Genomic DNA, 21,937 nt, shown 5'->3' on the forward strand with positions numbered 1-21,937 from the left:
CTATGCCGTCGCCAGAAGGAGGGGGTCGGCAAAAAACAGGGCGGCATGGCCTCCCGCAAGAAGCCAGAGGGTCAAGGCCGCCGTCGCTACGACGGCGATGGCGATCGGCGTGTCACCCGACAAAGGAGTGCGTCCGGTGAAGAGGGCGGCAAACGGCAGAATGGAGGTCTTCGCAGACTGGCGCTGCCATTGATCTCCAAGCCGGCGACGGGCGCGCATCTCCATCATGGGTATGGCACCGAGCGCAAAAAGCGCAAAGCCGCCGAAGAGGATCAGTGAGCGCAGGTCGCCGTTGGCGACGAGATGGCCGAGCGCCCACATGGCGAAGCCCCAGAGAACGGGATGGCGGGTGACCGAGACGATCGCGCCCGGCCTCTGCCCCTGACGGATGGAGACCGACAGCGGATTCACACTGAAGAGACCCGCGAGCACAAGAAACACGCCGACCGGCGCGGCAAGCAACGTCACCCAGGCCTGCCAGGCGGCGGGTTCCCAGAGGGGAATGTAGTCGGCGTTCAGTGCCGCGTAGAACACCCAGCCGAGCACGAGGATCGAGACGAGCGAATACAGTGAGAAATAGGCCGCCCGGCCGAGGAGGGAAATCAGTCGCTCTCGGACGGCGGGGATCGCCGGAATCGAGTGCAGGACGAGGAAGGCGAGCAGCGCCAGCAGAAATTCAGCCATCGGGACTTGCCTCTGTTCGGCCGCTTCGACCGTTTCATTGCTTCTATCATAGCCTGCTCTGCCGCAACATGCCGTCGTAGGCCCTCGAGGAAGGTCCGCAGCATGGACTCGATCGCCTGCCAGGAAAACGCACTCCTTCCCGTGGCCGCCGACCGCAGCGCATCCGCGATATCCGGTGCGGACGTTGGCGTGGCCGCCCAAGGGGTATGCGGCACGTCGGTCGTTTGACCGAGATTCAGCGAGGACATCCTTTCCGCCGTGCCGATGCAGAGCTCCCGGTCCACGCGCCCCGCAATCGAGTCGGCAATCGACTCGATCGCATCGCACGGCGCGAGCAGTTCGCCATATCGATCTTGAAGGCGATGGGGTGGAGAAGGCACGGTCAATCGGACTCCCCTAGCGCTCGATGAAGAGTACCGCAGCGCAGGCGACCGACGCCAGGACGGCGGCGACCGTGCCGGTCCGCTGCAGGACGCCCATGCGGTAGAGCACGAGTGCGAAGATGATGATGATCGGTGTGGCGACCGAGAGGCCGATCTGCGCGTCAGACATGGTGATCTCCGTTTTCGACGGAACATAGCGCGACGGCTGGACCGGTCTTTGATCGGGCGCAAAGAAACGGCGGCCCCTTTCTCCTATCCGCTTTCCACGACTTGTGCGGAGATGCGGCATGGAAAACGCGATGACGGCCGGCGCGGCCGGCGAGGAGGAAGCCGATAAGTTCATCCTCTGGGTGCTGATCTGGAGCGAACTTGCCGCCTTCGGGATCCTCATCGGCGCCTTCCTGGTCGCCTCGATGATCGCGCCGGCGGACTTCGGCGTCGCGCGGCTGCACCTGAAACCGGGAATTGCCGCTCTCAACACGCTCGTCCTGCTGACGAGCGGCTGGCAGGCAGCGATTGCGGCAGGAAAGGCTGCGTCCGTCGCCAGGCGGCGCCGGGCATTGGTGCTCGCGGCGCTTCTCGGCTTCGCCTTCGTTGCCATCAAGTTTTACGAGTACAGCACGGAAATCCGCTTTGCCGGGGAAGCAGCGTTTCATTCCTTCTTTGAACTCTATTTCCTCCTGACCGGCTTTCACCTCGTCCACGTCGGCTTCGTCGCCATCGTGCTGCTCCTCGTCGCCTGGAGGCCGCGTCCGGCCAATGTCTGCCTCGTCACCACCCTCTGGCACGTAATCGATCTCGTCTGGATCGTCATGTTTCCCATCCTCTATCTGGTTTGAGCTCCATGAGCGACCGCAGCCCGAAACAGTTGAAGAAAACCTGGATGATCCTCGTCTTGATGATTGTCTCCGGCCTGCCGCTCTCGCTCAAGGTCCAGGACCCCGCGGCTCCGCTGGTCTTCACGCTCGCCTTGCTGACGCTCGCGGTATTGAAAGCTCGTCTCGTCGTGCTGGATTTTCTGGGCTTGCGTTCGGGACCACGGGTCTTGCGGGTCGGTCTTATCGCCTGGCCGCTCTTCTTTGCGCTTGCGGCTGCGGCAAAAGCGCTCATCGCAGTCGTTTCGCCCGTCGGTTGAAGGGCTCTTCGCCACTTGTTTGCCGAAACGCAAAGAACGCCAGCGGGCAAACCTTAGAAGAGATCGCGTTTACCGGTGGGCGGGGGACTCCGCGGCCGACCGGCGGGAATTGCTCAGGCCGGCCCGCGCATTGCGGCTCCCGGAAATCGAAAGGACCATGGGATGGCAGAACGCCTTACCAAGACAGGGGCACGCAACGTCTTCTACGGCGGCTCCATCTTCTTCTTCGCGATCTTTGTCGGCCTCACGGCCCACAGCCACTATTACATGAAGACCGAATCCACCGACGAGACGACGCTGACGGATTCCGTCGCGCGCGGCAAGCACGTCTGGGAGAAGAACTCCTGCATCAACTGCCACACCCTGCTCGGCGAGGGCGCCTATTTCGCGCCGGAGCTTGGCAACGTGTGGAAGCGGTGGGGCGGCGAGTCCGACCCTGAAGGCGCGCGCGAGACGCTCAAGTCCTGGATGGCCGCGCAGCCCTCCGGCGCCGAGGGGAGGCGGCAGATGCCGCAATTCAATCTCACCGAGCAGGAACTGAACGACCTTGCCGACTTCCTCGAATGGACGAGCCGCATCAAGACCCAGAGCTGGCCACCGAACGAGGCGGGCTGAGGCAGCGGGACAAGGAGAAAAGACATGAAATATGAAACCCAAAAGGTCGCGATGCTGTATTTCTACGGCGCGCTCGGCCTGTTCCTCGCCCAGATCCTCTTCGGCGTGCTCGCCGGCACGATCTATGTGCTGCCCAACACGCTTTCCGAATTGCTGCCGTTCAACATCGTCCGCATGGTGCACACCAATGCGCTGATCGTCTGGCTGCTGATGGGCTTCATGGGCGCCACCTACTACCTCTTGCCGGAAGAGGCCGAGACGGAGCTCTATAGCCCGAAGATCGCCATCGCCCAGTTCTGGATCTTCCTTGTCGCGGCGGCAATTGCCGTCGTCGGCTACCTCCTCCATATCCACGAGGGCCGCGAATTTCTCGAACAGCCCTTCGCGATCAAGGTCGGCATCGTCGTCGTCGCGCTGATGTTCCTGTTCAACATCACGCTGACCGTCTTGAAGGGTCGCAAGACCACGGTGACGAACATCCTGATTTTCGGGCTCTGGGGCGTGGCGATCTTCTTCCTCTTCGCCTTCTATAATCCGATCAATCTCGCGCTCGACAAGATGTACTGGTGGTACGTCGTCCACCTCTGGGTCGAAGGCGTCTGGGAGCTGATCATGGCGTCGGTGCTCGCCTTCCTGATGATCAAGCTCAACGGCATCGACCGCGAGGTCGTGGAGAAGTGGCTCTATGTCATCGTCGGCCTGGCGCTCTTCTCAGGCATCCTCGGCACCGGCCACCACTACTACTGGATCGGCGCGCCAGGCTACTGGCAGTGGATCGGCTCGCTGTTCTCCACGCTCGAGGTCGCACCCTTCTTCACCATGGTGGTCTTCACCTTCGTGATGACCTGGAAGGCCGGTCGCAAGCATCCGAACAAGGCCGCGCTCCTCTGGTCGATCGGCTGCTCGGTGATGGCCTTCTTCGGCGCCGGCGTCTGGGGCTTCCTGCACACGCTGTCGTCGGTCAACTACTACACCCACGGCACGCAGGTCACAGCCGCGCACGGGCATCTCGCCTTCTTTGGCGCCTACGTCATGCTCAACCTCGCCGTCATGGCCTATGCGATACCGGAGATCCGCGGCCGGGCACCCTATAACCAGTGGTTGTCGATCGCCAGCTTCTGGGCGATGTGCAGCGCCATGTCCGTCATGACCTTCGCGCTCACCTTCGCCGGCGTCGTCCAGGTTCACTTGCAGCGCGTCCTCGGCGAGAGCTTCATGGCCGTGCAGGAGCAACTCGCTCTCTTCTACTGGATCCGCCTCGGATCGGGTGTCGTCGTACTCGTCTCTGCGCTGATGTTCTTCTGGGCAGTGCTTGTTCCCGGCAGGAGCCGTAGCCCAGCCCTCAAGCAGGCCATCCAACCGGCAGAATGATGCGAAGCGGCCGGTCCTCGTGGCCGGCCGCCTTGTCGGAAATTCGAACTTGGAGATATCTGATGAACATCGCCCTCAAAGTCCCGCCAATTCCGGATTGCACCATTCCGGCCTATTCCCCTTCAGGCCAGGAATGCGCGCTCTTCGAAAGCGCCTGGACCCGTCAGCTCCCCCTTCTGCTGAAGGGCCCGACCGGCTGTGGCAAGACGCGCTTCGTCGCCCATATGGCCGCGAAACTCGGCCTGCCGCTTGCGACCGTTTCGTGCCACGACGATCTTGCCGCCGCCGACCTGACCGGCCGCTATCTCCTCAAAGGCGGCGACACCGTATGGGTCGACGGACCCTTGACCAAGGCGGTGCGCGAAGGCGGCATCTGCTACCTCGACGAGATCGTGGAGGCGCGCAAGGACGTCGCCGTCGTACTTCATCCGCTCACCGACGACCGGCGCATCCTGCCGCTGGAGCGAACCGGCGAGCTCCTGGAGGCGCCGCCCGGCTTCATGCTGGTCGTCTCCTACAATCCTGGCTACCAGAACCTCCTCAAAACCCTGAAGCCGAGCACGCGCCAGCGCTTCGTCGCCATCGAGTTCGACTTCCTGCCGCGGGATCGTGAGATCGCCGTCGTCTCCGAGGAGAGCGGCCTCGAAGAGAACCGGGTCGCGCCGCTTGTCGATCTTGCGCATCGTCTGCGGAGCCTCAAGGGGCATGATCTCGAGGAGGGCGTCTCAACACGCCTGCTCGTCTATTGCGCCAGCCTTGTCGACAGCGGAGTTTCGGTGCGCGACGCCGTTCTCGCGACGATGATCGAACCGCTTACAGACGAGCCGGACGTAAAGACGGCGCTGATCGAGATTGCAGATGCGGTGATCCGCTGAGGATAAAGATAATGCTGGACTTCCTCGAACTCGAAGAAACGGTCGGCCGCGCGTGGCATCGCTTCATCGGCAACACACGCACCTGGCCGCGCTTTCCGGACGAGGCCGTCCGGCTCGAGGACGTCCAGGCCGTGCTCGCCGTTTACTTCCGCGGTCTCGGTGGCGAGCAGGCGGTTCAGATCGCGCCCGCACGCGGCCGCACCTCCGCGCACCGGCTTCGCCTGCGTCAGCGCATGGGCCTAGGTGAGGAAAAGCTCGTGCAGCCGGCGCGCGACCATGCGACGCTGATGCTGCCGGCGGAAATCGATCTCTTTCCCCTGCGGCGCCTCAACCGCGATCTCTATTTCTGGCTGGCGGCGGTCATGGCCGTCATGCCGGTGTCGCCCGTCAGCGCCACCGACCCGCTGTTACGCGATCTGGCACTCCTTGCACGTGCCGATGAGACGGTACACTCCGTTCTGGCAACCTATCCCGCGATGCGCCCCCGCTACCGCCGCCTGTGCAGGGCGGTGCTCAACGTTCGGCAGCGACGCCCGCTTCCTTCCGTCGAGCAGCACGTCGAAAAGCGAATCCTGTACACGCTGAGAAACGGCGCGGGGCTGAGCGACGACGTCCTGCCAAGTGTCCTTCCGCAGAAGGCGCCGCCGGGCTATCTCCCCATGCTTCCGGTCCCGCTGTGGCCTGACGTGCTGCTCCGCCAGGAGATGGAGGGCCGCCGCGAGGACGAGCCCGCCCGCGGCGGTGGCAGAACGGAAGGAGCCGAGACGACACGCCACGTCGCAACGCGGGAAGCGCAGCGGCAATCGGAGCGCAGTCCCTTCATCCTCAACCGCTTCGAGAAGATCCTTGCAATGGCCGAGATGGTCAATGTCGACCGTCCGGCGGACGACAGCAACGATCATGATGCCCAGGCGGCCGAGGAGCTCGACGACATGACTCTCGGCGAGCGCCAGGGACGGCCGGCCGCCCGCTTCCGTTTCGACCTTGATCTGCCGCCCGAAGCGCTCGACCGGACGCCGCTGACGGCCGAACTCACCTATCCCGAATGGGACTATCGCAGCGGCAGCTACCTGAAGGACCACTGCCGCGTGCTCGCGTCGCCCGCATCCGCAGAAGGCGCCGCAGGCGAGGCGGATCCGGCGACGAAGAGCCTGATCCGCCGTGTCCGCCGCCAGTTCGAGGTGCTGAGGCCGCGCCAGAAGATGCTGCGGGCGCAGATCGACGGCGCCGATCTCGACCTCGATGCGGTCGTGCGGGCTCGCACCGACCTCGAGGCCGGGGGGCAGGGCAGCGACCGAATCCATATGATGAGCCGTCCGCAGGCGCACGACCTTGCGGTAACGATCCTTGTCGACGTGTCGCTTTCGACGGACGCCTGGTTCGACGATCTCAGGGTCCTTGACGTCGAGAAGCAGGCGCTCCTGGTTCTGGCGCACGGGCTCTCGGCCTGTGGCGACAGCCACGAGATCCTCACCTTCACCTCGCGGCGGCGCGACTGGGTGAGGATAGAGACGGTGAAGGCCTTCGACGAGGCGATGAGCACGACGGTCGAGGCGCGCATCGCCGCGCTGAAACCCGGTTACTACACGCGCATCGGCACGGCGGTCCGGCACGCCGCAGCAGGTCTTGTCGAACGACCGAACCGCCGCAAGCTGCTTATCGTGCTCACCGACGGCAAGCCAAACGACGTCGACCACTATGAAGGACGTTTTGCGCTCGAGGACAGCCGCCGCGCCGTCTGTGAAGCGCGCCGCTCCGGCGTCAACGTGTTCGGCGTAACGGTCGATCGCGAGGCGAAATCCTATGTCCCGGTGATCTTCGGCCAGAACGGCTACGCGGTCGTCAGCAATATCGGCAGGCTGTCTGCAGCCCTGCCGGCGATCTATCGCGGCCTAGTTAGGTAGACGGGGGCAGGTCGCGAGACGGAAGGCCCGGCATGCGCGTACGTGCCGGGCCTCTCTGTTTCTTCGGCTTTGAAGAGCGGACCTTCACGCGGCCTTGCTGTGCGTCCGCCCCGATTGCTCTATATAGGCGTCGAACGCGGCAGCGGCGGCACGGATGAGGAAGCGTCCTGACTCGCGAAGCCGTATGACGCCGTCGGCATTTTCGAGGATGCCGTCGCTTTCGAGCATTGCGAGCTTTGCATTGTCGCGGAGCAATATCTGCGGATCGAAACCGTGTGCATAGGCGAGGGCGGGAACATCGACACCGAAGTCGCACATCAGCCGCTCGATGATGCTTGCCCGCAGCCGATCCTCGGCTGTCATCCGATAGCCTTTCACCGTTGCAAGCCGACCCGAGGCTATGCGCTGAGCGTAGAGCCCCGGCGGCACTTCGTTCTGCACATAACCGTTCTGCATCCGTCCGATCGCCGAAGCGCCGAGCCCGATGAGGGTCTCGCATGTATCCGTCGTGTAGCCCTGGAAATTCCGGTGCAGTTGGCCGCTTGCCTGCGCGATCGTCAGGCTGTCCTCCGGGCGCGCGAAATGATCGAGCCCGATACGACGATAGCCGGCGGCGACGAGTGTTGCGGCAATGGCTTCGGCCTGGGCGACGCGGCCTTCCGCATCGGCAAGCGCCTTCTCGTCGATCAGCTTCTGATGCTTCTTGAACGAGGGGATATGGGCGTAGCCGAAAACGGCGAAGCGCTCGGGCCTCATCCGGATCGCCGCCTCAGCGGTGGCGATGCAGGATTCAACCGTCTGGTGCGGCAGTCCGTAGATGAGATCGAAATTGATGCTGTCGACGCCGGCCTTTCGCAGCCGGGTGACCGCCTCCATCGTCTGCTCCTCGCTCTGGATCCGGTTGATTGCCCTCTGCACGACCGGATCGAAGCTCTGGACGCCGAGGCTCGCCCTGCGAACACCGGCTTCGCCGAGAGTCGTCGCCATTTCCGGCTCGAGGGTTCTCGGGTCGATTTCCACCGCAATTTCAGCGGCGCCCGCGAACTCGAAGTGCTCACGCAGCAGCCCCATCAGGGACAGGAACTCCTCCGGCTGCATGATAGTCGGGGTGCCGCCGCCGAAATGCACGTGATCGATGCTGAGCGGCGCTCGCGTCTTTGCCGAGACGAGGCGGACCTCCTCGCGAAGCATGTCGAGATAGTCGAGGATCGGCTGGTCGCGTTGGGTGATCGTCGTATGACAGCCGCAGTACCAGCACATCGATCGACAGAACGGGATGTGCAGGTAGAGCGACGCCGGCTTCTCCGGCGCGATGGCAGCAAGCCATTCTCCATAGATCCCGGCGTCGATAGCGGCAGAGAAGCGGGGCGCCGTTGGATAGCTCGTGTAACGCGGCAGGCGCGTCTCGCCATATTTCGCGACTAGGGACGGTTGCATGCGAAGTTCCTTCCAGGGGGGAGAGCGAAATTGACCGCCATCCTAGAGGTGCACCGGGCCTTGCTCTTTGACCGACATCAAGTAACGGGACGAAGGCGTTTGCCGCGATTTGTTTGCTCGCCGTCAAAGTAGCAGGGTGGGATGAAGGCTAGGGTCGATCGAATTCCGGTATTGTCGAGCCGCCGCGTACCGGAACGAACGAGGGGCGGCCAACAAAGAGAATTGCCACGACAATGACGGACACAAATCCATCCATCGACGTTCGCACTGTTCCTCCGCGCGAGCGTCACCTCCGAATATTCGGCATGCTCGGCGCACTCCTGCCCGGCGGTTCGATGCAGATCACCAGCGATCACGATCCGCGGCCGCTTCATTACCAGTTGGAGACGAATTTCCCCGGCGAGTTCGGCTGGGATTACCTGGAAGAAGGGCCGGAGGTCTGGCGCGTCGAAATCGCCCGGCTGGAAGAGGGATCCGGCTGCGAATGCTGCTGCGGGTCGGATCATTGATCCAACCCTAGCGAAGGTGATCCGGTCGCGAACATGGTGATTTAAAATGCCAGGAGCCACGCTTTCTCCATGGACGATGTCCTATTTCGCCGCCGCTTGCCTCTTTCTAGTGACCGGACAGGGCGTGATGGTAGCCGGCTATGGTTATCCATTCGCCGCTGTCGGGGCCCCGGCCACCTTGGCGCTGGTGCACGTCATCGCTATTGGCTGGCTGGGCCTCCTGATGACGGGGGCGCTCATGCAGTTCGTGCCGGTGCTGGTTGCGGCGCCGCTTCGCGGGGGGCGGCTCGCACTCCCGGCACTAGTGCTACTCATTCCGGGACTTCTTCTGCTCGTCGGCGGCTTCGCTTCACTTGGTGGCGCGGAAGGAGTATCGCCCGCCATGTTGCCGGCCGGCGCGCTGCTACTGGTAACCGGCTTCGGTCTCGTCATCTTCATGCTCGCGGCGACGCTCTTTACGGTGCGTCCGATGCCGCTTCCCGCGCGCTTCGTCGCTGTGGGTCTCGGGGCGCTTATCGCCGCGATCCTTGTCGGCGGCGCCTTCACGCTCGTCCTATCCGGCACGGTCACGAATCCCGCGGCGATCGCGCTTCTCCTCGAGGGAGTGCCGCTGCACGCGACGCTTGGCCTCGCCGGCTGGCTGACCTTTACCGCGATCGGCGTCAGCTACCGGCTGCTGCCGATGTTCATGCTCGCGCCAGAGGAGGCGCGCGCCGCTAGCAGGGCCGTCTGGTGGACGGGCGCCGCAGCCCTGGCGCTCGTCGCGGCTGGCGTCGCCTCTATTGCAGCGGACAGCAGGGCGGTGAGGTGGCTCGTGAGCGTCGCGGCATTTCTCGCCGTCTTCGCCACTGTTCTCTATTCAGCCGACGTTTTGCGTCTTTTTCGCGAGCGTCGCCGCAAGATCGTGGAGCTCAACATCCGCGCCAGCTACGCGGCCTTCGCTGCGCTTTTTGCCTCCGTGGTGATGTTCGCCCTGCCAGCCACGAGAGCGGCGGCCGGCGAAGGCGCCGCAGCTCTCGTCTACCTCTTCGTCTTTGGCTGGTTGACCGGCCTTGGCCTCGCGCAGCTCTACAAGATTGTTCCGTTCCTGACCTGGCTCCAATGTTATGGCCCCGTTCTCGGGCGGACCGCAGTGCCGCGTGTTCAGGACTTGGTCGAGGAGAGGCGCGCAAGCCTGTGGTTTTACATCTACTACTTCGCCGTGGGTTCGGCGACGCTTTCGCTCTTTGCCGAAAGTCCCGCGGCGTTCCGCATCGCCACGCTCGCGCAACTCTGCGCGACGGTCGGCCTGATTGTGGAACTCGTCCGCGCCCGTTTGCTTTCCTCCGTCGCAGCGCCCCTGCGCCTTCCCGCCGGCGCGCCGAGTCCGCATCTGTTTCTGCCGATCTCTCGACCACAGGAGTAATCGATGACTATCGAGACCAAGAGCCCAGCACCAGGAGAAATCGACGTCCGACCAATATTGAGAAACGGCGGCGAGCCGTTCCAGGCGATCATGGAGGCGGTGAACGGGCTGAGACCGGGCCAAGCGTTGCGTCTGCTTGCTCCCTTTTGCCCGCAGCCGTTGTTCAACGTGATGGAAGGCCGCGGCTTCAGCCACGAGGCACAGGAGATAGAAGGCGGCGACTGGGAAGTGATGTTCACGCCGAAGGCAGCGGGCGCCCTCGTAGAGGTCTCCGCCGATGCCGAGAATCCGGACACGTGGCCGGACCCGGTCGAGCACCTTGACCTCACAGAGCTCGATCCGCCGGAGCCGATGGTCCGCATCCTCGCGGCCGCCGAACGGCTGCAGCCGGGCGAGGTGCTGTTCGCGCTTCTTTCCCGCGAACCAATCTTCCTCTTCCCGGAGCTTTCAAAGCGGGGGCACCAGTGGGCGGGCAATTTCGACGAAACACGGACCACCTTCCGCATCTTCGTTCGCGTTGGAGATAAGGGCTGAGGCCATGAGCGAAACGACGAATGCGACCGTCTGCGATGCGATCCGCGACGCACTGCGCATGATCATCGATCCCGAGCTTGGCCGCAACATAGTCGATCTCGGACTGATCTACGATGTATCCGTCGAGGATGGCGGCATCGCCCATGTGACGATGACCACGACCACGAAGGGCTGCCCGGCCAGCGAATATCTGAAGGAGGCAGTCCGCAATTGTGTCTGGTATGTGCCGGGTGTTGAGTATGCCGAAGTCCGGCTGACCTACGAGCCGGCCTGGACGCCGGACATGATGGCCGGCTGATACTAGGGTCAGGACCTATTAACCGACAGAAGCGTCGGATGACAGCTCTGAGCCCCTTTCAGACATAAGATCTGCGCGGAAAACGCCTTTAGACTTCGGCCTATCACTCGCGCGCGCAAAAGAGTGCCGACAAGGCGGAAGCGAGCTGTTCGGGCGCCTCCTCGGCCATGTGATGCCCGCAGTCGATGCCGTGACCGCGGAGGTCCGGGGCCCACGTCCGCCATACAGCCAAGACGTCGCCATAAAGCATCTCGAGATCGTCCCTGAGCGACCAGAGGACAAGCGTCGGGCAGGCCAGCCTTTTGCCACTGACCCGGTCTGCGCGTCGTGGTCAGCGTCGAGGGTCAAACCGGCCCTGTAGTCGCCGAGCATCCCTCGCACCGTTTCTGGTTTGGTGACGGCAGCCACAAAGTCCCCCATCGATTCTGTGGATCCGCCATACCATGCTATCGGATCGGCAAGTATGGCGCGTTCGGGCTTGTCTGGCTGAGCGAAGAAGAACCTCGGCGAATTGCGCCCGGCAACGCTCCAAGGCCTCCAGGATCGGCACGCCGTCGAGTATTGCCAAGCGTTCAACTCGTAACGGGTGATCCATCGCGCAGCGGAACGCGGTGTAGCTGCCTCGGTCGTGGCCCGCGATCATGAAGCGCTCATGACCGAGCGCCTCCATCAGCAGGACACAGCATTAACCTTTGCCCGCTTGGATGCCTGCGAATGATTCGTCGTGTCGGGCGGCGACGACGACTGCCCAAAGCCGCGCAGGTCGGGGCACACGACGGTGAAACTTGCCGCGAGCAGGGGTGCGACGCGGTGCCATGTCGCGTGCGTACGCGGATGCCCATGCAAGAGGAGAAGGGGCGGGCCTGACCCGCCGTGCCGCACCCGCAGCACGACATCGCCGACATCGATCCAATCCAGTGCAAAGCCCTCGAACATGCTCCCGATGCTATCACTAGGGATTGTAGGGTAAAGCTCCGGTCTGGCCGCGCAGCAGACTTCGGCAAACTAGCATTCCATTTGACGTGACATCGTGACGTAGAGGAAGAGCTCCACGTTAGCTTGGACCTGACCCTTCTCATCAGCAATCAAGGGTTTGTGGTGAACGCGGCGGAATGCAGACGGCTACATTTTTTCGCCATCCCGGCCGCCGCACTTTCGCGAGTTCACCGACGGCTGCTTGGCGTGACATTCGCCTCGAAAAAGTGCCCGCTGTCTAGGCGGGCGAGTTCCTGAGCTCTTCGCTTCCGTATGTTGTAAAAATCCGGGCGCTCTAGTGCAACGCACGGCGTTTGCGCACGAGAATTGGCCCATATTCGATGCAGAACAGCGCGAAGGCCAGGATCCACGCACTTCCGGAGACGGCATAGAGGGTCATTGCGATGACGGGAAGCATCTCCGCAAGCGGGCGCAACAGCGCCGAAACCAAGACCGCGGCATAGGAGACGGCCGTCAATCGCGATGCGGTCAGCGGGTAGCCCGTGTGCCCGCGGCTGGCGCGGGTCATGACCCCAAGCATCATCGCGGCGATGGCGCCCACCGTAAGCACATGCATGACAGAACGTTCTTCGACGAGACCGAGCGCGCTGAAGCTGATCGCGGCGAGGCCCAGGGGAACGAAGGCATAGGCGACGTGTAGAATGACGAGCAGCATTTCCGGCCTGGTGACCCAGCCGCGCCAGCGGGCGAGGCGAACGGTGTGCAGCAGGGCGGCGGCAAAGGCCACTACTGCCGTGACCCGATCGTCGGGAACAAGCGTCCATGCGCCAAGCGCTGCGACGCCCGCGAGAATTGCGACTGTGTCGAAGCGGTTATAGGGAGCCGGAAAGTCAGTCCGGCCGAAGCGGTTCAACCAGTTGCGGGTAAAGCTCGGCAAGATCCGGCCGCCGACGATCATTACAAGCGCCACGTAAGCGGAAATGCCAAGCCGCATCGCTATATGAGCATGCTCTCCCGCGACCACCGCGAAATGAAAGCAGGCATTGGCAAGCGACAGTGCAAGGAGTCCGGCCAGCACCTTCAGGTCCTTCCACTTGCGGCCGGCGATCACCTCGCGGGCGCAGGTCAAGAGCAGGGCTGGTAAGAAGAGGCAGTCTATCGCAGCAGCGGCCGGGATGCCGATCACATCCGGCGAAAGCAGGGCCATGCGCCCCGAGATCCAGAGCGCGAACAGGCCGGCGAGTGGCCAGCCGGAGACCGGCAGGCGGCCAGTCCAGTTCGGTACCGCCGTCAGCAGGAAGCCGGCAAGGACAGCCGGGGCGAAGCCGAACAGCATCTCGTGCGCATGCCAGGCGTGAGCGCCGTAGCTTGCGGCGATTTCGAGTCGGCCGGCGAGGGCCGCCATCCAGAGGGCCATGGCGGCGACCGCCCAGATAGCGGCTCCTAGGAAGAAGGGCCTGAAGCCGTAGGAAAAGAGCACCGGGCCAGTGCGGGCGAGGCCCCGCGGCACGTAGCCCGGCCGCTCGGCCACCTTTGATCCATTCATGATTCAACTCCTGATGTCTGGGTCGCATCTGACTATCGGAGTTGCGCATAGTGTTCTTTGACAATTGGCAAAGACACGGCAGTTGGGTTCCGGCAGCGGCGACCATGCGGAGTTGTCGCGTCCGCCAGTCAAAATGTCGCACCAGGGCAATTTGACTGTTTGTTCCACCTCAAAGATCCGGCCCTCGAACACCCTAGGATGAGAACGACCGGGCGATATTCGCTCCGTCTTCTCAAAGGAGAGGTTCCATGTCTGAGCAATTCCAGATGACACGCCGCAGCATGCTGGCAGGCGCTGCGATCGCGGGCGCGCTGACGCCGCTGGTCGGCGCTGTATCCGCGCATGCGGAAGAGGCGGTGGCAAAGACCGCCGCTGTCGACGTCGCGTCGCTGCCCCGCGTGAAAGTCGACCTGGTGAAGCCGCCCTTCGTCCACGCCCATACGCAGAAGGCAGAAGGCGGACCGAAGGTCATCGAGTTCACCATGACGATCGAGGAAAAGAAGATCGTCATCGACGAGCAGGGCACGGAGCTCCATGCCATGACCTTCAACGGCTCGGTTCCCGGCCCGCTGATGGTCGTGCACCAGGACGACTATGTCGAGCTGACGCTCATCAATCCGAACACCAACACGCTTCAGCACAACATCGACTTCCACTCGGCGACCGGCGCTCTGGGGGGCGGCGCACTGACTGTCGTCAATCCGGGCGAGACCACGGTGCTGCGCTTCAGGGCTACAAAGGCTGGCGTCTTCGTCTACCATTGCGCACCTCCCGGCATGGTTCCGTGGCACGTCACTTCGGGGATGAACGGCGCGATCATGGTGCTGCCGCGCGAAGGACTGAGCGACGGCAAGGGCAAGTCGATCACCTATGACAAGGTCTACTATGTCGGCGAGCAGGACTTCTATGTACCGCGCGACGAAAACGGCAACTTCAAGAAGTATGAAAGCGCCGGCGACGCCTATTCCGACACGCTTGAAGTGATGCGCACGCTTACCCCGTCGCATATCGTCTTCAACGGTGCGGTGGGTGCGCTCACCGGCGACAATGCGCTGAAGGCGGCCGTCGGCGAGAGGGTTCTGATCGTCCATTCGCAAGCGAATCGCGACACCCGCCCGCACCTGATCGGCGGCCATGGCGATTATGTCTGGGCGACTGGCAAGTTCCGCAATCCTCCGGAAGCCGACCAGGAGACCTGGTTCATACCCGGCGGCACGGCGGGCGCTGCCTTTTACACCTTCGAGCAGCCCGGCATCTACGCCTACGTGAACCATAACCTGATCGAGGCGTTCGAACTCGGCGCTGCGGCACATTTTGCCGTCACCGGCGACTGGAACGACGACCTGATGACTTCGGTCCGCGCTCCTTCGGGCACCTGACAGGCACCAGTCGCTCCGACGGCCCGCGTCGGAGCGACTGGTGGAATCGCCGCCAGATCCCTCGGCGAACCAGCATGGAAGGGATTGTCGTCAGGAGGCCGCCATGGCCGCACTCTCCAAAAGCAGAGAATTCGCTCCCGTCTCGCTTGCAATACCCTCCGCGCTCTTTCTGATCCTCGCGGGGCTGCTCGCGCTTGAGACCGGACTGCTTGGGAGGGCTCCTTCTGGCGCCCTCGATGAGCCGGCCGTCGTGACCGTCGCCTCGCGGGATTTCCGATATCGGGTCGCCGGAGAGTTCTTCAAGAACGGCTATGCCGTCGACGGGACGGTGGAGACTGTGCGCATGAGCGCGCCGCTCACGATTATGAAATACCAGGTGACCGCTGCCGACTACGCGCGCTGCGTGGCGGAAGGCGTCTGCCCGCCCGCCGAGCCCGAACACTTGCCTGGCGATCCAGGACAAATGCCTGCAACGGGCGTGAGCTTCGACGATGCGCAAGCCTACGCCGCCTGGTTCAGCCGGAGAACCGGCGCAGTTTGGGTGCTGCCGACGGACGAGCAGCTTGCCTTTGCGGCGGGTAGCCGTTTTCCCGACGACGCGCTAGGCGTCGACGACGGCTCCAATCCGGCCTTGCGCTGGCTCGCCGACTACTACCGCGAGACAGCGCGCAAGGCGTCCCGCGAGCCGGAGCCGCAGCGGCTCGGACATTTCGGCGAGAGCGAGACAGGCCTCTCCGACTTTGCCGGCAATGTCTGGGAATGGACGACGACCTGCATGCGGCGAATCACTCTCGACAGCGCAGGAATGGTTACCAGCGATGCGTCGTCCTGCGGCATCTACATCGCCACCGGCAAGCACCGCGCCGCGCTCAGCTCCTTTGTGCGAAACCCCAAGGGAGGCGGCTGCGCCGTCGGCGCGCCCCCGGACAATGTGGGCTTCCGCCTGGTGAAGGACACGCGGTGGTATGCGCCCTTGCTGCAGACGCTACGCGAGAGGGGCCTCGACATCTGATGCGCGCACCTCGCGATCTGGCAAAGGTTCCAGAAGCCGTTCGACGACGGCACCGCTGTGATTTAAGGGCAGCCAGGAGGTCGACTCATCGGGAGAGCCGCCGCTCGAGATCGAGCGGGTCGGGTCCTCGCGTTCTCAAGAATCCGGTCATTGCCGCTCTTCCAGCGACTGTGCCGTCGAAGTGCAAGGGCGGAACCTAGAGCGGCACGCTAATCTATCCCCTTCGTCTGAGAACCGAGAAGGGCGAAGGATTCGAACACGAGCGACAGCGGCCGGACACGGGCGCTCGGTGGGGCTCGTCAAAAGGCAACAGAGGAGCGCGTTACTCGCCAAGCGAGATGGGAAAATGGGGTCAGCCTCCAGTGCTACTTCAACCCACTTCGAAAACTCTCGCCTGCGAACCTCTGCTTTTTTCCCTGTTTCCACCATGGTAGTAACATCGCAGCCGCTATTGTTCCGATTCAAGACTCCTGCAGTAGGAAAATGGAATGAAGATCGACCGAAGCGTCGTGAGGTCGCTTGCCCTGTTCGACAGGATGAGCGACGTAGATCTGGACAGGCTGCTCGCCCATGCCACGGCAAGGCGCGTGCCGCAGGGCGACGCGGTCTTCGAGCAGGGTCAGAGAGCCACCAGCTTCTTCCTGCTCCTGCACGGGCGGCTCAAGGTGACCCAGGTCACCGAGGACGGGCAGCAGATCATTGTTCGGGTAGTGCATCCGGGCGACCTCTTCGGCTTTGCCAAGGCGCTGCAGCGTTCTGATTACCCCGGTACCGCGACCGCCGCCACGGAAAGCCTCGCTCTTTCCTGGCCTACTGATCTCTGGCCGCGATTCGTAGAGCAGAATCCGCTGCTCGCCGTGAGCACCATGCAGACGATAGGCCAGCGGCTGGAGGAGGCGCATACGCGAATCCGGGAAATGTCCACTCAGGAAGTGGAGCGGCGGGTGGCCCACGCGGTGCTGCGGCTTTCTCGCCAGGCTGGCAAGCAGGAAAAAGGCGGCGTCCGCATCGACTTTCCGATTTCCCGCCAGGACATCGCCGAGATGACCGGAACCACGCTGCACACGGTTTCGCGCATTCTCAGCGCCTGGGAGCAGAAGGGGCTGGTCGAAGGTGGGCGTCAGAAGCTCATCATCTGCGACCTGCCAGGCTTGGCGGCACTCGCCGAAGGCGGGCGGGAGTAGATTTCCGTGGCTGTTTGACAAGCATCAAAGAGCAGTTGCTCTTTCTGTCCTATCTCCTTGCCGCAAGGACCGAACAGGGTCTGAAACCAAGGAGAAATTCAAGTGCGCATAATCGCAAAGGGCATGGCAGTCGCCGCAGTTCTTGCCGCCTTCACCGGAACGGCATTCGCCGCCGATTTCGAGGTCCGCATGCTGAACAAGGGCGCCGAGGGCGCAATGGTCTTCGAGCCGGCATTCGTCAAAGTCAATCCGGGCGACAGCGTCACGTTTGTTCCGACCGACAAGGGACATAACGTCGAGACCATCAAGGACATGATTCCCGAGGGGGCCGCGGCCTTCAAGAGCAAGATGAACGAGACCTATAAGGTGACTTTCGACGTGCCTGGAGTCTACGGCGTCAAGTGCGCGCCGCATGTCGGCATGGGCATGGTCGCGGCGGTCGTCGTCGGTGACGCGCCCGCGAACGTCGAGAAGGTGAAGGCAGTGAAGCTGCCAAAGAAGGCGAGGGAGCGCCTCGACGCCGCTCTCGCGGGAGCCCTCCAGTAAATTCAGCGGAACGCCAAACTAAATAGAAGGGGCTCGGTGCAACACAACCCTGTCTGCGCCGGCCCCACTTAGTGCAGCTACTATAGACATTAGCTGCGTCGAATATTCTGCACCGTTAGCGTGCTTCTTCCAAGTAGTTGACAAAAATCAATTTTTCCAAAGATCGGCCAGGAATTACCTGACGTCTCACTTTATTTTTTCGTTCAAGGCACTAGACTTCGTTTAGGCGGACGCGTTTGGAGAGGAGACGCTTGAATGCCAGATGCCGACCAGCCAGGGGCGAGCCTGCCACGCACGCGGCGGCTAAACGAACTCATCACCTTCCTCGTGTTGGCATTCGGCATCTGGCCGATCGTCGCCGTGGGCGTGGTCGGTGCCTACGGATTTCTCGTCTGGATGTTCCAGATCGTCTTCGGCCCACCCGGTCCGCCAGGGCATTGAGGGCGAGATGGGTGAGTCTGTCGACACATCGAGGCGGAACTTTTTGCGTGGTCGCTACGAGGGGCGAAGCCAACGTGTGCTTCCCCCCGGAGTCACCGTCGCGAGTCTCGAGGCCTGCACTGGGTGCGGGAAGTGCGTTGAGTTCTGTCCGACGCACATCATCCGGCTGATTTCGGATCGTCCCTCGCTGGATTTATCCATCGCGGAGTGCACCTTCTGCGGCCGATGCGCGGAACTCTGTCCCGAGCCGGTCTTTACCGGCCGGCCACAGCACTTCCCACATGTCGCGATGATCGGCGAGTACTGCCTCGCCAAAAACCGAACCGATTGCCAGGCCTGTCGCGACGCCTGTCCGACTGAGGCGATCCGCTTCCGTCCACGCGCTGGCGGTCCTTTCCTGCCGGAGGTGATCGAAGAGGCTTGTACCGGCTGCGGGGCCTGCCTTGCCGTCTGTCCTGTGGCGGCGATAGGCATTCGCGAGGCCTCGAGGGAGCACGCGCATGTCTGATCCTAGAGCAACCGATCACATCTCCAGCGCGGTCATTGTCACGATCCCGCATATGGAGGAGCGCGTCGTCGCTCGGCTAGCCGAGATGCCGAACGTCGAGGTTTACGCGCACGAGGCGGGAAAGATCGTCGTCGTGATCGAGGGAACGAGCACGGGGACGCTCGGCGAAATCCTGTCGCGCATTTCTCTGTTGGAGGGCGTGGTGGCGGCCAACATGGTGTTTGAGCATGTCGAAACTCAAGGAGACGATTGCCATGACCGGCGAACTGACGCGGCGTGATATCTTGAAGGCGCATGCGGCCGGCATCGCCGCCGCCACGGCGGGCATTGCGCTTCCCGCCGCGGCGCAGCCCGTGCCGGGCGGTGTGGAAGCGCTGCAGATCAAATGGGCGAAGGCGCCATGCCGCTTCTGCGGCACCGGCTGCGGCGTCATGGTCGGGGTGAAGGAGGGGCAGGTCGTCGCAACTCACGGCGACATGCAGGCGGAGGTCAACCGTGGCCTGAACTGTATCAAGGGCTACTTCCTGTCAAAGATCATGTACGGCGCCGACCGCCTGAAGACGCCCTTGCTGCGCAAGCGCAACGGCGTCTTTGCCAAGGACGGCGAGTTCGAGCCGGTGAGCTGGGACGAGGCCTTCGACGTCATGGCGGAGCAGGCGAAGAGGGTGCTTAAGGAGAAGGGACCGACCGCCGTCGGCATGTTCGGCTCCGGGCAATGGACGATCTTTGAGGGCTACGCGGCAACCAAGCTGATGCGCGCCGGTTTCCGCTCCAACAATCTCGACCCCAACGCCCGCCACTGCATGGCCTCGGCGGCCTACGCCTTCATGCGCACCTTCGGCATGGACGAGCCGATGGGCTGCTACGACGACTTCGAGCACGCAGACGCGTTCGTGCTCTGGGGCTCGAACATGGCGGAAATGCACCCGATCCTGTGGACGCGTCTTGCCGACCGGCGGCTCGGGCACGAGCATGTGAAGGTGGCGGTGCTTTCGACCTTCACCCATCGCAGCATGGATCTGGCCGATGTCCCGATCGTCTTCAAGCCGGGCACCGATCTGGCGATTCTCAACTACATCGCCAATCACATTATTCAGAGCGGCCGAGTGAACGAGGATTTCGTCAGGAAGCATACGACCTTCATGGTCGGCGCGACCGACATTGGCTACGGTCTGAGGCCGGACAATCCGCTCGAGGTCAAGGCGACGCATGCCAAGGATGCGGCGAAGATGACGCCGAGCGATTTCGAGAGCTTCAAGACCTTCGTGTCGGAGTACACGCTTGACAAGACCGTCGAACTGACCGGGGTCGAAGCTGGGTTCCTCGAACAATTGGCCGATCTTTATGCCGATCCCAACCGCAAGGTGATGTCGCTCTGGACCATGGGCTTCAACCAGCATGTGCGCGGCGTTTGGGTCAACCACATGGTCTACAATCTCCACCTGCTGACGGGTAAGATCTCCGAGCCCGGTAACAGCCCATTCTCGCTGACCGGCCAGCCGTCCGCTTGCGGTACGGCACGCGAGGTCGGCACGTTCGCCCACCGCCTGCCGGCCGATATGACCGTCACCAATCAGGAGCACCGCAAGCACGCCGAAGAGATCTGGCGCATTCCCCATGGGCTCATTCCGGAGAAGCCCGGCTACCACGCAGTCGAACAGGACCGGATGCTGAAAGACGGCAAGCTCAATTTCTATTGGGTTCAGGTCAACAACAATGTCCAGGCGGCTCCCAATACGGAAAACGAGACTTATCAGGGCTACCGCAATCCGGACAATTTCATTGTCGTCTCGGATGTCTATCCGACGATCACCGCGATGAGCGCCGACCTCATCCTTCCGGCCGCCATGTGGGTGGAGAAGGAGGGCGCCTATGGCAATGCGGAGCGCCGTACGCATGTCTGGCACCAACTCGTCGATGCGCCCGGCGAGGCGCGTTCCGATCTCTGGCAGATGGTGGAATTCTCGAAGCGCTTCACCACCGACGAGGCCTGGCCGGCCGACATCCTCGATGCCAATCCCGGCTATCGCGGCAAGACCCTTTACGACGTGCTCTTCAAGAACGGCAATGTCGACCGTTTCCCGGCAAGCGAAATCAACGAGGAATACGCCAACCGGGAGGCCGAGGCCTTCGGCTTCTACATCCAGAAAGGCCTGTTCGAGGAGTATGCCTCTTTCGGGCGCGGACACGGGCATGACCTCGCACCCTATGACCGCTACCACGAGGAACGGGGGCTCCGCTGGCCCGTCGTCGACGGCAAGGAGACGCTGTGGCGATACCGGGAGGGTTATGATCCGTATGTGAAGCCGGGGGAAGGCGTGAAGTTCTATGGTCGCCCTGACGGCAAGGCAGTCATTCTTGCCGTTCCCTACGAACCGCCGGCGGAATCGCCTGACGACGAATACAACGTCTGGCTGGTGACCGGCCGCGTGCTCGAGCACTGGCACTCCGGCTCGATGACGATGCGGGTGCCGGAACTCTACAAGGCCTTCCCCGGTGCGGTCTGCTTCATGAATGCCGGAGACGCCCGCGATCGCGGAATCAACCAGGGCGCCGAGGTGCGGATCGTTTCCCGTCGCGGCGAAATTCGCGCCCGCGTCGAGACGCGCGGCCGCAACCGCATGCCGCCGGGTGTCATTTTCGTACCTTGGTTCGACGCCAGCAGACTGATCAACAAGGTGACACTCGACGCAACCGATCCCATCTCCAAACAGACGGATTTCAAAAAATGCGCGGTCAAAATCGTCTCTGTCGCATGATGAGAAGCCCCGGATCCATGCTGGGGGCGCTGTTGGCGATCCTGTTCGTCGCTACGGGGGCAATCGCCCAGATGGCGGGCGAGAGGGTGCCGGAGCTCTCCGGGCCTCCGCAGGAAATGGGCGAGGTGGAGGCGGAGCCGATCCCCAAGTGGATCGTCGACGACGCCCGCAAGGAGCGGGCCTATCCCGACCAGCCCCCGGTCATCCCCCATTCGATCGAAGGGTATCAGCTTTCGGTCAACACCAACCGGTGCCTCTCCTGCCACAAGCGCGAACTGACCCAGGAGTCCGGCGCGCCGATGATCAGCGTTACCCATTACATGACGCGGGAAGGCCAGATGCTCGCGGACGTTTCGCCGCGGCGCTATTTCTGCACGGCGTGCCATGTCCCCCAGGCCGACGTGCGTCCGCTTGTCGAAAACACCTTCAAAGACATGAGCGAGATGGGCGTCAAGCAGGCGGGGAGCGAGTAGGCC

23 protein-coding genes and 1 pseudogene are annotated in these 21,937 nt (G+C 62.9%); 19 read left to right on the forward strand and 5 right to left on the reverse strand.

Annotated elements, in window-relative coordinates; translation table 11 throughout:
* Together SS05631_RS27640 and SS05631_RS27650 are read right to left on the reverse strand one after the other, a co-directional pair.
* The gene (locus tag SS05631_RS27640; protein WP_037425232.1) at nt 1-684 is read right to left on the reverse strand and encodes an NnrU family protein; all 684 of its coding nucleotides are present in this window, start codon (nt 682-684) and stop codon (nt 1-3) included.
* A gap of 396 nt (nt 685-1,080) precedes the next feature.
* Entirely contained in the window at nt 1,081-1,236 is a 156-nt protein-coding gene (locus tag SS05631_RS27650) for a hypothetical protein (RefSeq protein WP_080605633.1), read from the reverse strand.
* 118 nt (nt 1,237-1,354) lie between these two features.
* Between SS05631_RS27650 and SS05631_RS27655 the strand changes: the two genes are divergently transcribed.
* The 6 genes from SS05631_RS27655 (at nt 1,355) to SS05631_RS27680 (ending at nt 6,967) form a co-directional block, all read left to right on the forward strand.
* Nucleotides 1,355-1,906, forward strand: coding sequence for a cytochrome c oxidase subunit 3 (locus SS05631_RS27655; protein ID WP_037425235.1), 552 nt, complete (start codon nt 1,355-1,357; stop codon nt 1,904-1,906).
* A 5-nt stretch (nt 1,907-1,911) separates the two neighbouring features.
* Nucleotides 1,912-2,202 carry a cytochrome C oxidase subunit IV family protein gene (locus SS05631_RS27660; protein WP_037425238.1) on the forward strand — a complete coding sequence of 97 codons (291 nt, stop codon included), beginning with the start codon at nt 1,912-1,914 and terminating at the stop codon, nt 2,200-2,202.
* Between the two features lie 162 nt (nt 2,203-2,364).
* Complete coding sequence (locus tag SS05631_RS27665) at nt 2,365-2,817, forward strand: cytochrome c (RefSeq protein WP_037425241.1); 453 nt, start codon at nt 2,365-2,367, stop codon at nt 2,815-2,817.
* A gap of 24 nt (nt 2,818-2,841) precedes the next feature.
* A complete protein-coding gene (locus tag SS05631_RS27670; protein WP_037425244.1) occupies nt 2,842-4,188 on the forward strand; it encodes a nitric-oxide reductase large subunit in 1,347 nt (448 codons plus the stop codon).
* Between the two features lie 62 nt (nt 4,189-4,250).
* Complete coding sequence (locus SS05631_RS27675; RefSeq protein ID WP_037425247.1) at nt 4,251-5,063, forward strand: CbbQ/NirQ/NorQ/GpvN family protein; 813 nt, start codon at nt 4,251-4,253, stop codon at nt 5,061-5,063.
* A gap of 11 nt (nt 5,064-5,074) precedes the next feature.
* A complete protein-coding gene (locus SS05631_RS27680; protein ID WP_037425250.1) occupies nt 5,075-6,967 on the forward strand; it encodes a nitric oxide reductase activation protein NorD in 1,893 nt (630 codons plus the stop codon).
* An 84-nt stretch (nt 6,968-7,051) separates the two neighbouring features.
* Here SS05631_RS27680 and hemN read toward each other — a convergent pair whose 3' ends face one another.
* Nucleotides 7,052-8,404: an oxygen-independent coproporphyrinogen III oxidase gene (hemN, locus tag SS05631_RS27685; protein WP_037425253.1), complete on the reverse strand. Its 1,353-nt coding sequence runs from the start codon at nt 8,402-8,404 to the stop codon at nt 7,052-7,054.
* Between the two features lie 233 nt (nt 8,405-8,637).
* On the opposite strand from hemN, the gene SS05631_RS27690 reads away from it, so the two are divergent.
* Genes SS05631_RS27690 through SS05631_RS27705 form a run of 4 tightly spaced genes read left to right on the forward strand, consistent with a single transcriptional unit; the run spans nt 8,638 to nt 11,150 of the window.
* Nucleotides 8,638-8,913 (forward strand): DUF2249 domain-containing protein, encoded by a 276-nt coding sequence (locus SS05631_RS27690; protein ID WP_050988366.1) that lies wholly within the window; start codon nt 8,638-8,640, stop codon nt 8,911-8,913.
* Nucleotides 8,914-8,959: 46 nt separating this feature from the next.
* A complete protein-coding gene (locus SS05631_RS27695; RefSeq protein WP_095678119.1) occupies nt 8,960-10,318 on the forward strand; it encodes a hypothetical protein in 1,359 nt (452 codons plus the stop codon).
* 3 nt (nt 10,319-10,321) lie between these two features.
* Nucleotides 10,322-10,852, forward strand: a complete 531-nt coding sequence (locus SS05631_RS27700; RefSeq protein WP_095678120.1) for a DUF2249 domain-containing protein — start codon at nt 10,322-10,324, stop codon at nt 10,850-10,852.
* Nucleotides 10,853-10,856: 4 nt separating this feature from the next.
* Complete coding sequence (locus SS05631_RS27705) at nt 10,857-11,150, forward strand: metal-sulfur cluster assembly factor (protein ID WP_037425283.1); 294 nt, start codon at nt 10,857-10,859, stop codon at nt 11,148-11,150.
* 103 nt (nt 11,151-11,253) lie between these two features.
* On the opposite strand, the pseudogene SS05631_RS27710 reads toward SS05631_RS27705, so the two are convergent.
* Nucleotides 11,254-12,086, reverse strand: a pseudogene (locus tag SS05631_RS27710) (alpha/beta hydrolase).
* A gap of 334 nt (nt 12,087-12,420) precedes the next feature.
* On the reverse strand, nt 12,421-13,632 hold the full coding sequence (locus SS05631_RS27715) for an NnrS family protein (protein ID WP_037425285.1): 1,212 nt from the start codon (nt 13,630-13,632) through the stop codon (nt 12,421-12,423).
* A gap of 248 nt (nt 13,633-13,880) precedes the next feature.
* Here SS05631_RS27715 and nirK point away from each other — a divergent pair, with 248 nt between their 5' ends.
* From nirK to SS05631_RS27760, 9 genes are all read left to right on the forward strand, one after another.
* Nucleotides 13,881-15,011, forward strand: a complete 1,131-nt coding sequence (nirK, locus tag SS05631_RS27720; RefSeq protein WP_037425287.1) for a copper-containing nitrite reductase — start codon at nt 13,881-13,883, stop codon at nt 15,009-15,011.
* A gap of 103 nt (nt 15,012-15,114) precedes the next feature.
* Nucleotides 15,115-16,023, forward strand: coding sequence for a formylglycine-generating enzyme family protein (locus tag SS05631_RS27725; protein WP_037425290.1), 909 nt, complete (start codon nt 15,115-15,117; stop codon nt 16,021-16,023).
* 488 nt (nt 16,024-16,511) lie between these two features.
* The gene (locus SS05631_RS27730; protein ID WP_037425293.1) at nt 16,512-17,207 is read left to right on the forward strand and encodes a Crp/Fnr family transcriptional regulator; all 696 of its coding nucleotides are present in this window, start codon (nt 16,512-16,514) and stop codon (nt 17,205-17,207) included.
* A gap of 102 nt (nt 17,208-17,309) precedes the next feature.
* Nucleotides 17,310-17,753 carry a pseudoazurin gene (locus SS05631_RS27735; RefSeq protein ID WP_037425296.1) on the forward strand — a complete coding sequence of 148 codons (444 nt, stop codon included), beginning with the start codon at nt 17,310-17,312 and terminating at the stop codon, nt 17,751-17,753.
* Between the two features lie 255 nt (nt 17,754-18,008).
* Nucleotides 18,009-18,194, forward strand: a complete 186-nt coding sequence (gene napE, locus SS05631_RS27740) for a periplasmic nitrate reductase, NapE protein (RefSeq protein WP_037425299.1) — start codon at nt 18,009-18,011, stop codon at nt 18,192-18,194.
* A gap of 7 nt (nt 18,195-18,201) precedes the next feature.
* A complete protein-coding gene (locus SS05631_RS27745; RefSeq protein ID WP_083854290.1) occupies nt 18,202-18,702 on the forward strand; it encodes a ferredoxin-type protein NapF in 501 nt (166 codons plus the stop codon).
* Nucleotides 18,695-18,982, forward strand: coding sequence for a chaperone NapD (locus SS05631_RS27750; protein ID WP_037425304.1), 288 nt, complete (start codon nt 18,695-18,697; stop codon nt 18,980-18,982). Before SS05631_RS27745 ends, SS05631_RS27750 begins: the two co-directional genes overlap by 8 nt.
* Nucleotides 18,957-21,461 (forward strand): periplasmic nitrate reductase subunit alpha, encoded by a 2,505-nt coding sequence (napA, locus tag SS05631_RS27755; RefSeq protein WP_037425306.1) that lies wholly within the window; start codon nt 18,957-18,959, stop codon nt 21,459-21,461. The genes SS05631_RS27750 and napA overlap by 26 nt, the downstream gene beginning before the upstream one ends.
* A 17-nt stretch (nt 21,462-21,478) precedes the next feature.
* Nucleotides 21,479-21,934: a nitrate reductase cytochrome c-type subunit gene (locus SS05631_RS27760; RefSeq protein WP_037425308.1), complete on the forward strand. Its 456-nt coding sequence runs from the start codon at nt 21,479-21,481 to the stop codon at nt 21,932-21,934.
* Nucleotides 21,935-21,937 lie beyond the last annotated feature (3 nt).

The sequence above is a fragment of the Sinorhizobium sp. CCBAU 05631 genome, assembly GCF_002288505.1.
Lineage (GTDB): Bacteria > Pseudomonadota > Alphaproteobacteria > Rhizobiales > Rhizobiaceae > Sinorhizobium > Sinorhizobium fredii_C.

Bases quoted from the DNA above. Each gene is read 5' to 3' on its own strand.
- hemN (WP_037425253.1), bottom strand. From the start codon at position 8,404: ATGCAACCGTCCCTAGTCGCGAAATATGGCGAGACGCGCCTGCCGCGT.
- SS05631_RS27670 (WP_037425244.1), top strand. From the start codon at position 2,842: ATGAAATATGAAACCCAAAAGGTCGCGATGCTGTATTTCTACGGCGCG.
- SS05631_RS27715 (WP_037425285.1), bottom strand. From the start codon at position 13,632: ATGAATGGATCAAAGGTGGCCGAGCGGCCGGGCTACGTGCCGCGGGGC.
- SS05631_RS27690 (WP_050988366.1), top strand. From the start codon at position 8,638: ATGACGGACACAAATCCATCCATCGACGTTCGCACTGTTCCTCCGCGC.
- SS05631_RS27750 (WP_037425304.1), top strand. From the start codon at position 18,695: ATGTCTGATCCTAGAGCAACCGATCACATCTCCAGCGCGGTCATTGTC.
- SS05631_RS27730 (WP_037425293.1), top strand. From the start codon at position 16,512: ATGAAGATCGACCGAAGCGTCGTGAGGTCGCTTGCCCTGTTCGACAGG.
- SS05631_RS27655 (WP_037425235.1), top strand. From the start codon at position 1,355: ATGGAAAACGCGATGACGGCCGGCGCGGCCGGCGAGGAGGAAGCCGAT.
- SS05631_RS27695 (WP_095678119.1), top strand. From the start codon at position 8,960: ATGCCAGGAGCCACGCTTTCTCCATGGACGATGTCCTATTTCGCCGCC.
- SS05631_RS27760 (WP_037425308.1), top strand. From the start codon at position 21,479: ATGCTGGGGGCGCTGTTGGCGATCCTGTTCGTCGCTACGGGGGCAATC.
- SS05631_RS27640 (WP_037425232.1), bottom strand. From the start codon at position 684: ATGGCTGAATTTCTGCTGGCGCTGCTCGCCTTCCTCGTCCTGCACTCG.
- SS05631_RS27745 (WP_083854290.1), top strand. From the start codon at position 18,202: ATGGGTGAGTCTGTCGACACATCGAGGCGGAACTTTTTGCGTGGTCGC.
- SS05631_RS27725 (WP_037425290.1), top strand. From the start codon at position 15,115: ATGGCCGCACTCTCCAAAAGCAGAGAATTCGCTCCCGTCTCGCTTGCA.
- SS05631_RS27700 (WP_095678120.1), top strand. From the start codon at position 10,322: ATGACTATCGAGACCAAGAGCCCAGCACCAGGAGAAATCGACGTCCGA.
- SS05631_RS27680 (WP_037425250.1), top strand. From the start codon at position 5,075: ATGCTGGACTTCCTCGAACTCGAAGAAACGGTCGGCCGCGCGTGGCAT.
- SS05631_RS27660 (WP_037425238.1), top strand. From the start codon at position 1,912: ATGAGCGACCGCAGCCCGAAACAGTTGAAGAAAACCTGGATGATCCTC.
- nirK (WP_037425287.1), top strand. From the start codon at position 13,881: ATGTCTGAGCAATTCCAGATGACACGCCGCAGCATGCTGGCAGGCGCT.
- SS05631_RS27705 (WP_037425283.1), top strand. From the start codon at position 10,857: ATGAGCGAAACGACGAATGCGACCGTCTGCGATGCGATCCGCGACGCA.
- napA (WP_037425306.1), top strand. From the start codon at position 18,957: ATGACCGGCGAACTGACGCGGCGTGATATCTTGAAGGCGCATGCGGCC.
- SS05631_RS27650 (WP_080605633.1), bottom strand. From the start codon at position 1,236: ATGTCTGACGCGCAGATCGGCCTCTCGGTCGCCACACCGATCATCATC.
- SS05631_RS27665 (WP_037425241.1), top strand. From the start codon at position 2,365: ATGGCAGAACGCCTTACCAAGACAGGGGCACGCAACGTCTTCTACGGC.
- napE (WP_037425299.1), top strand. From the start codon at position 18,009: ATGCCAGATGCCGACCAGCCAGGGGCGAGCCTGCCACGCACGCGGCGG.
- SS05631_RS27675 (WP_037425247.1), top strand. From the start codon at position 4,251: ATGAACATCGCCCTCAAAGTCCCGCCAATTCCGGATTGCACCATTCCG.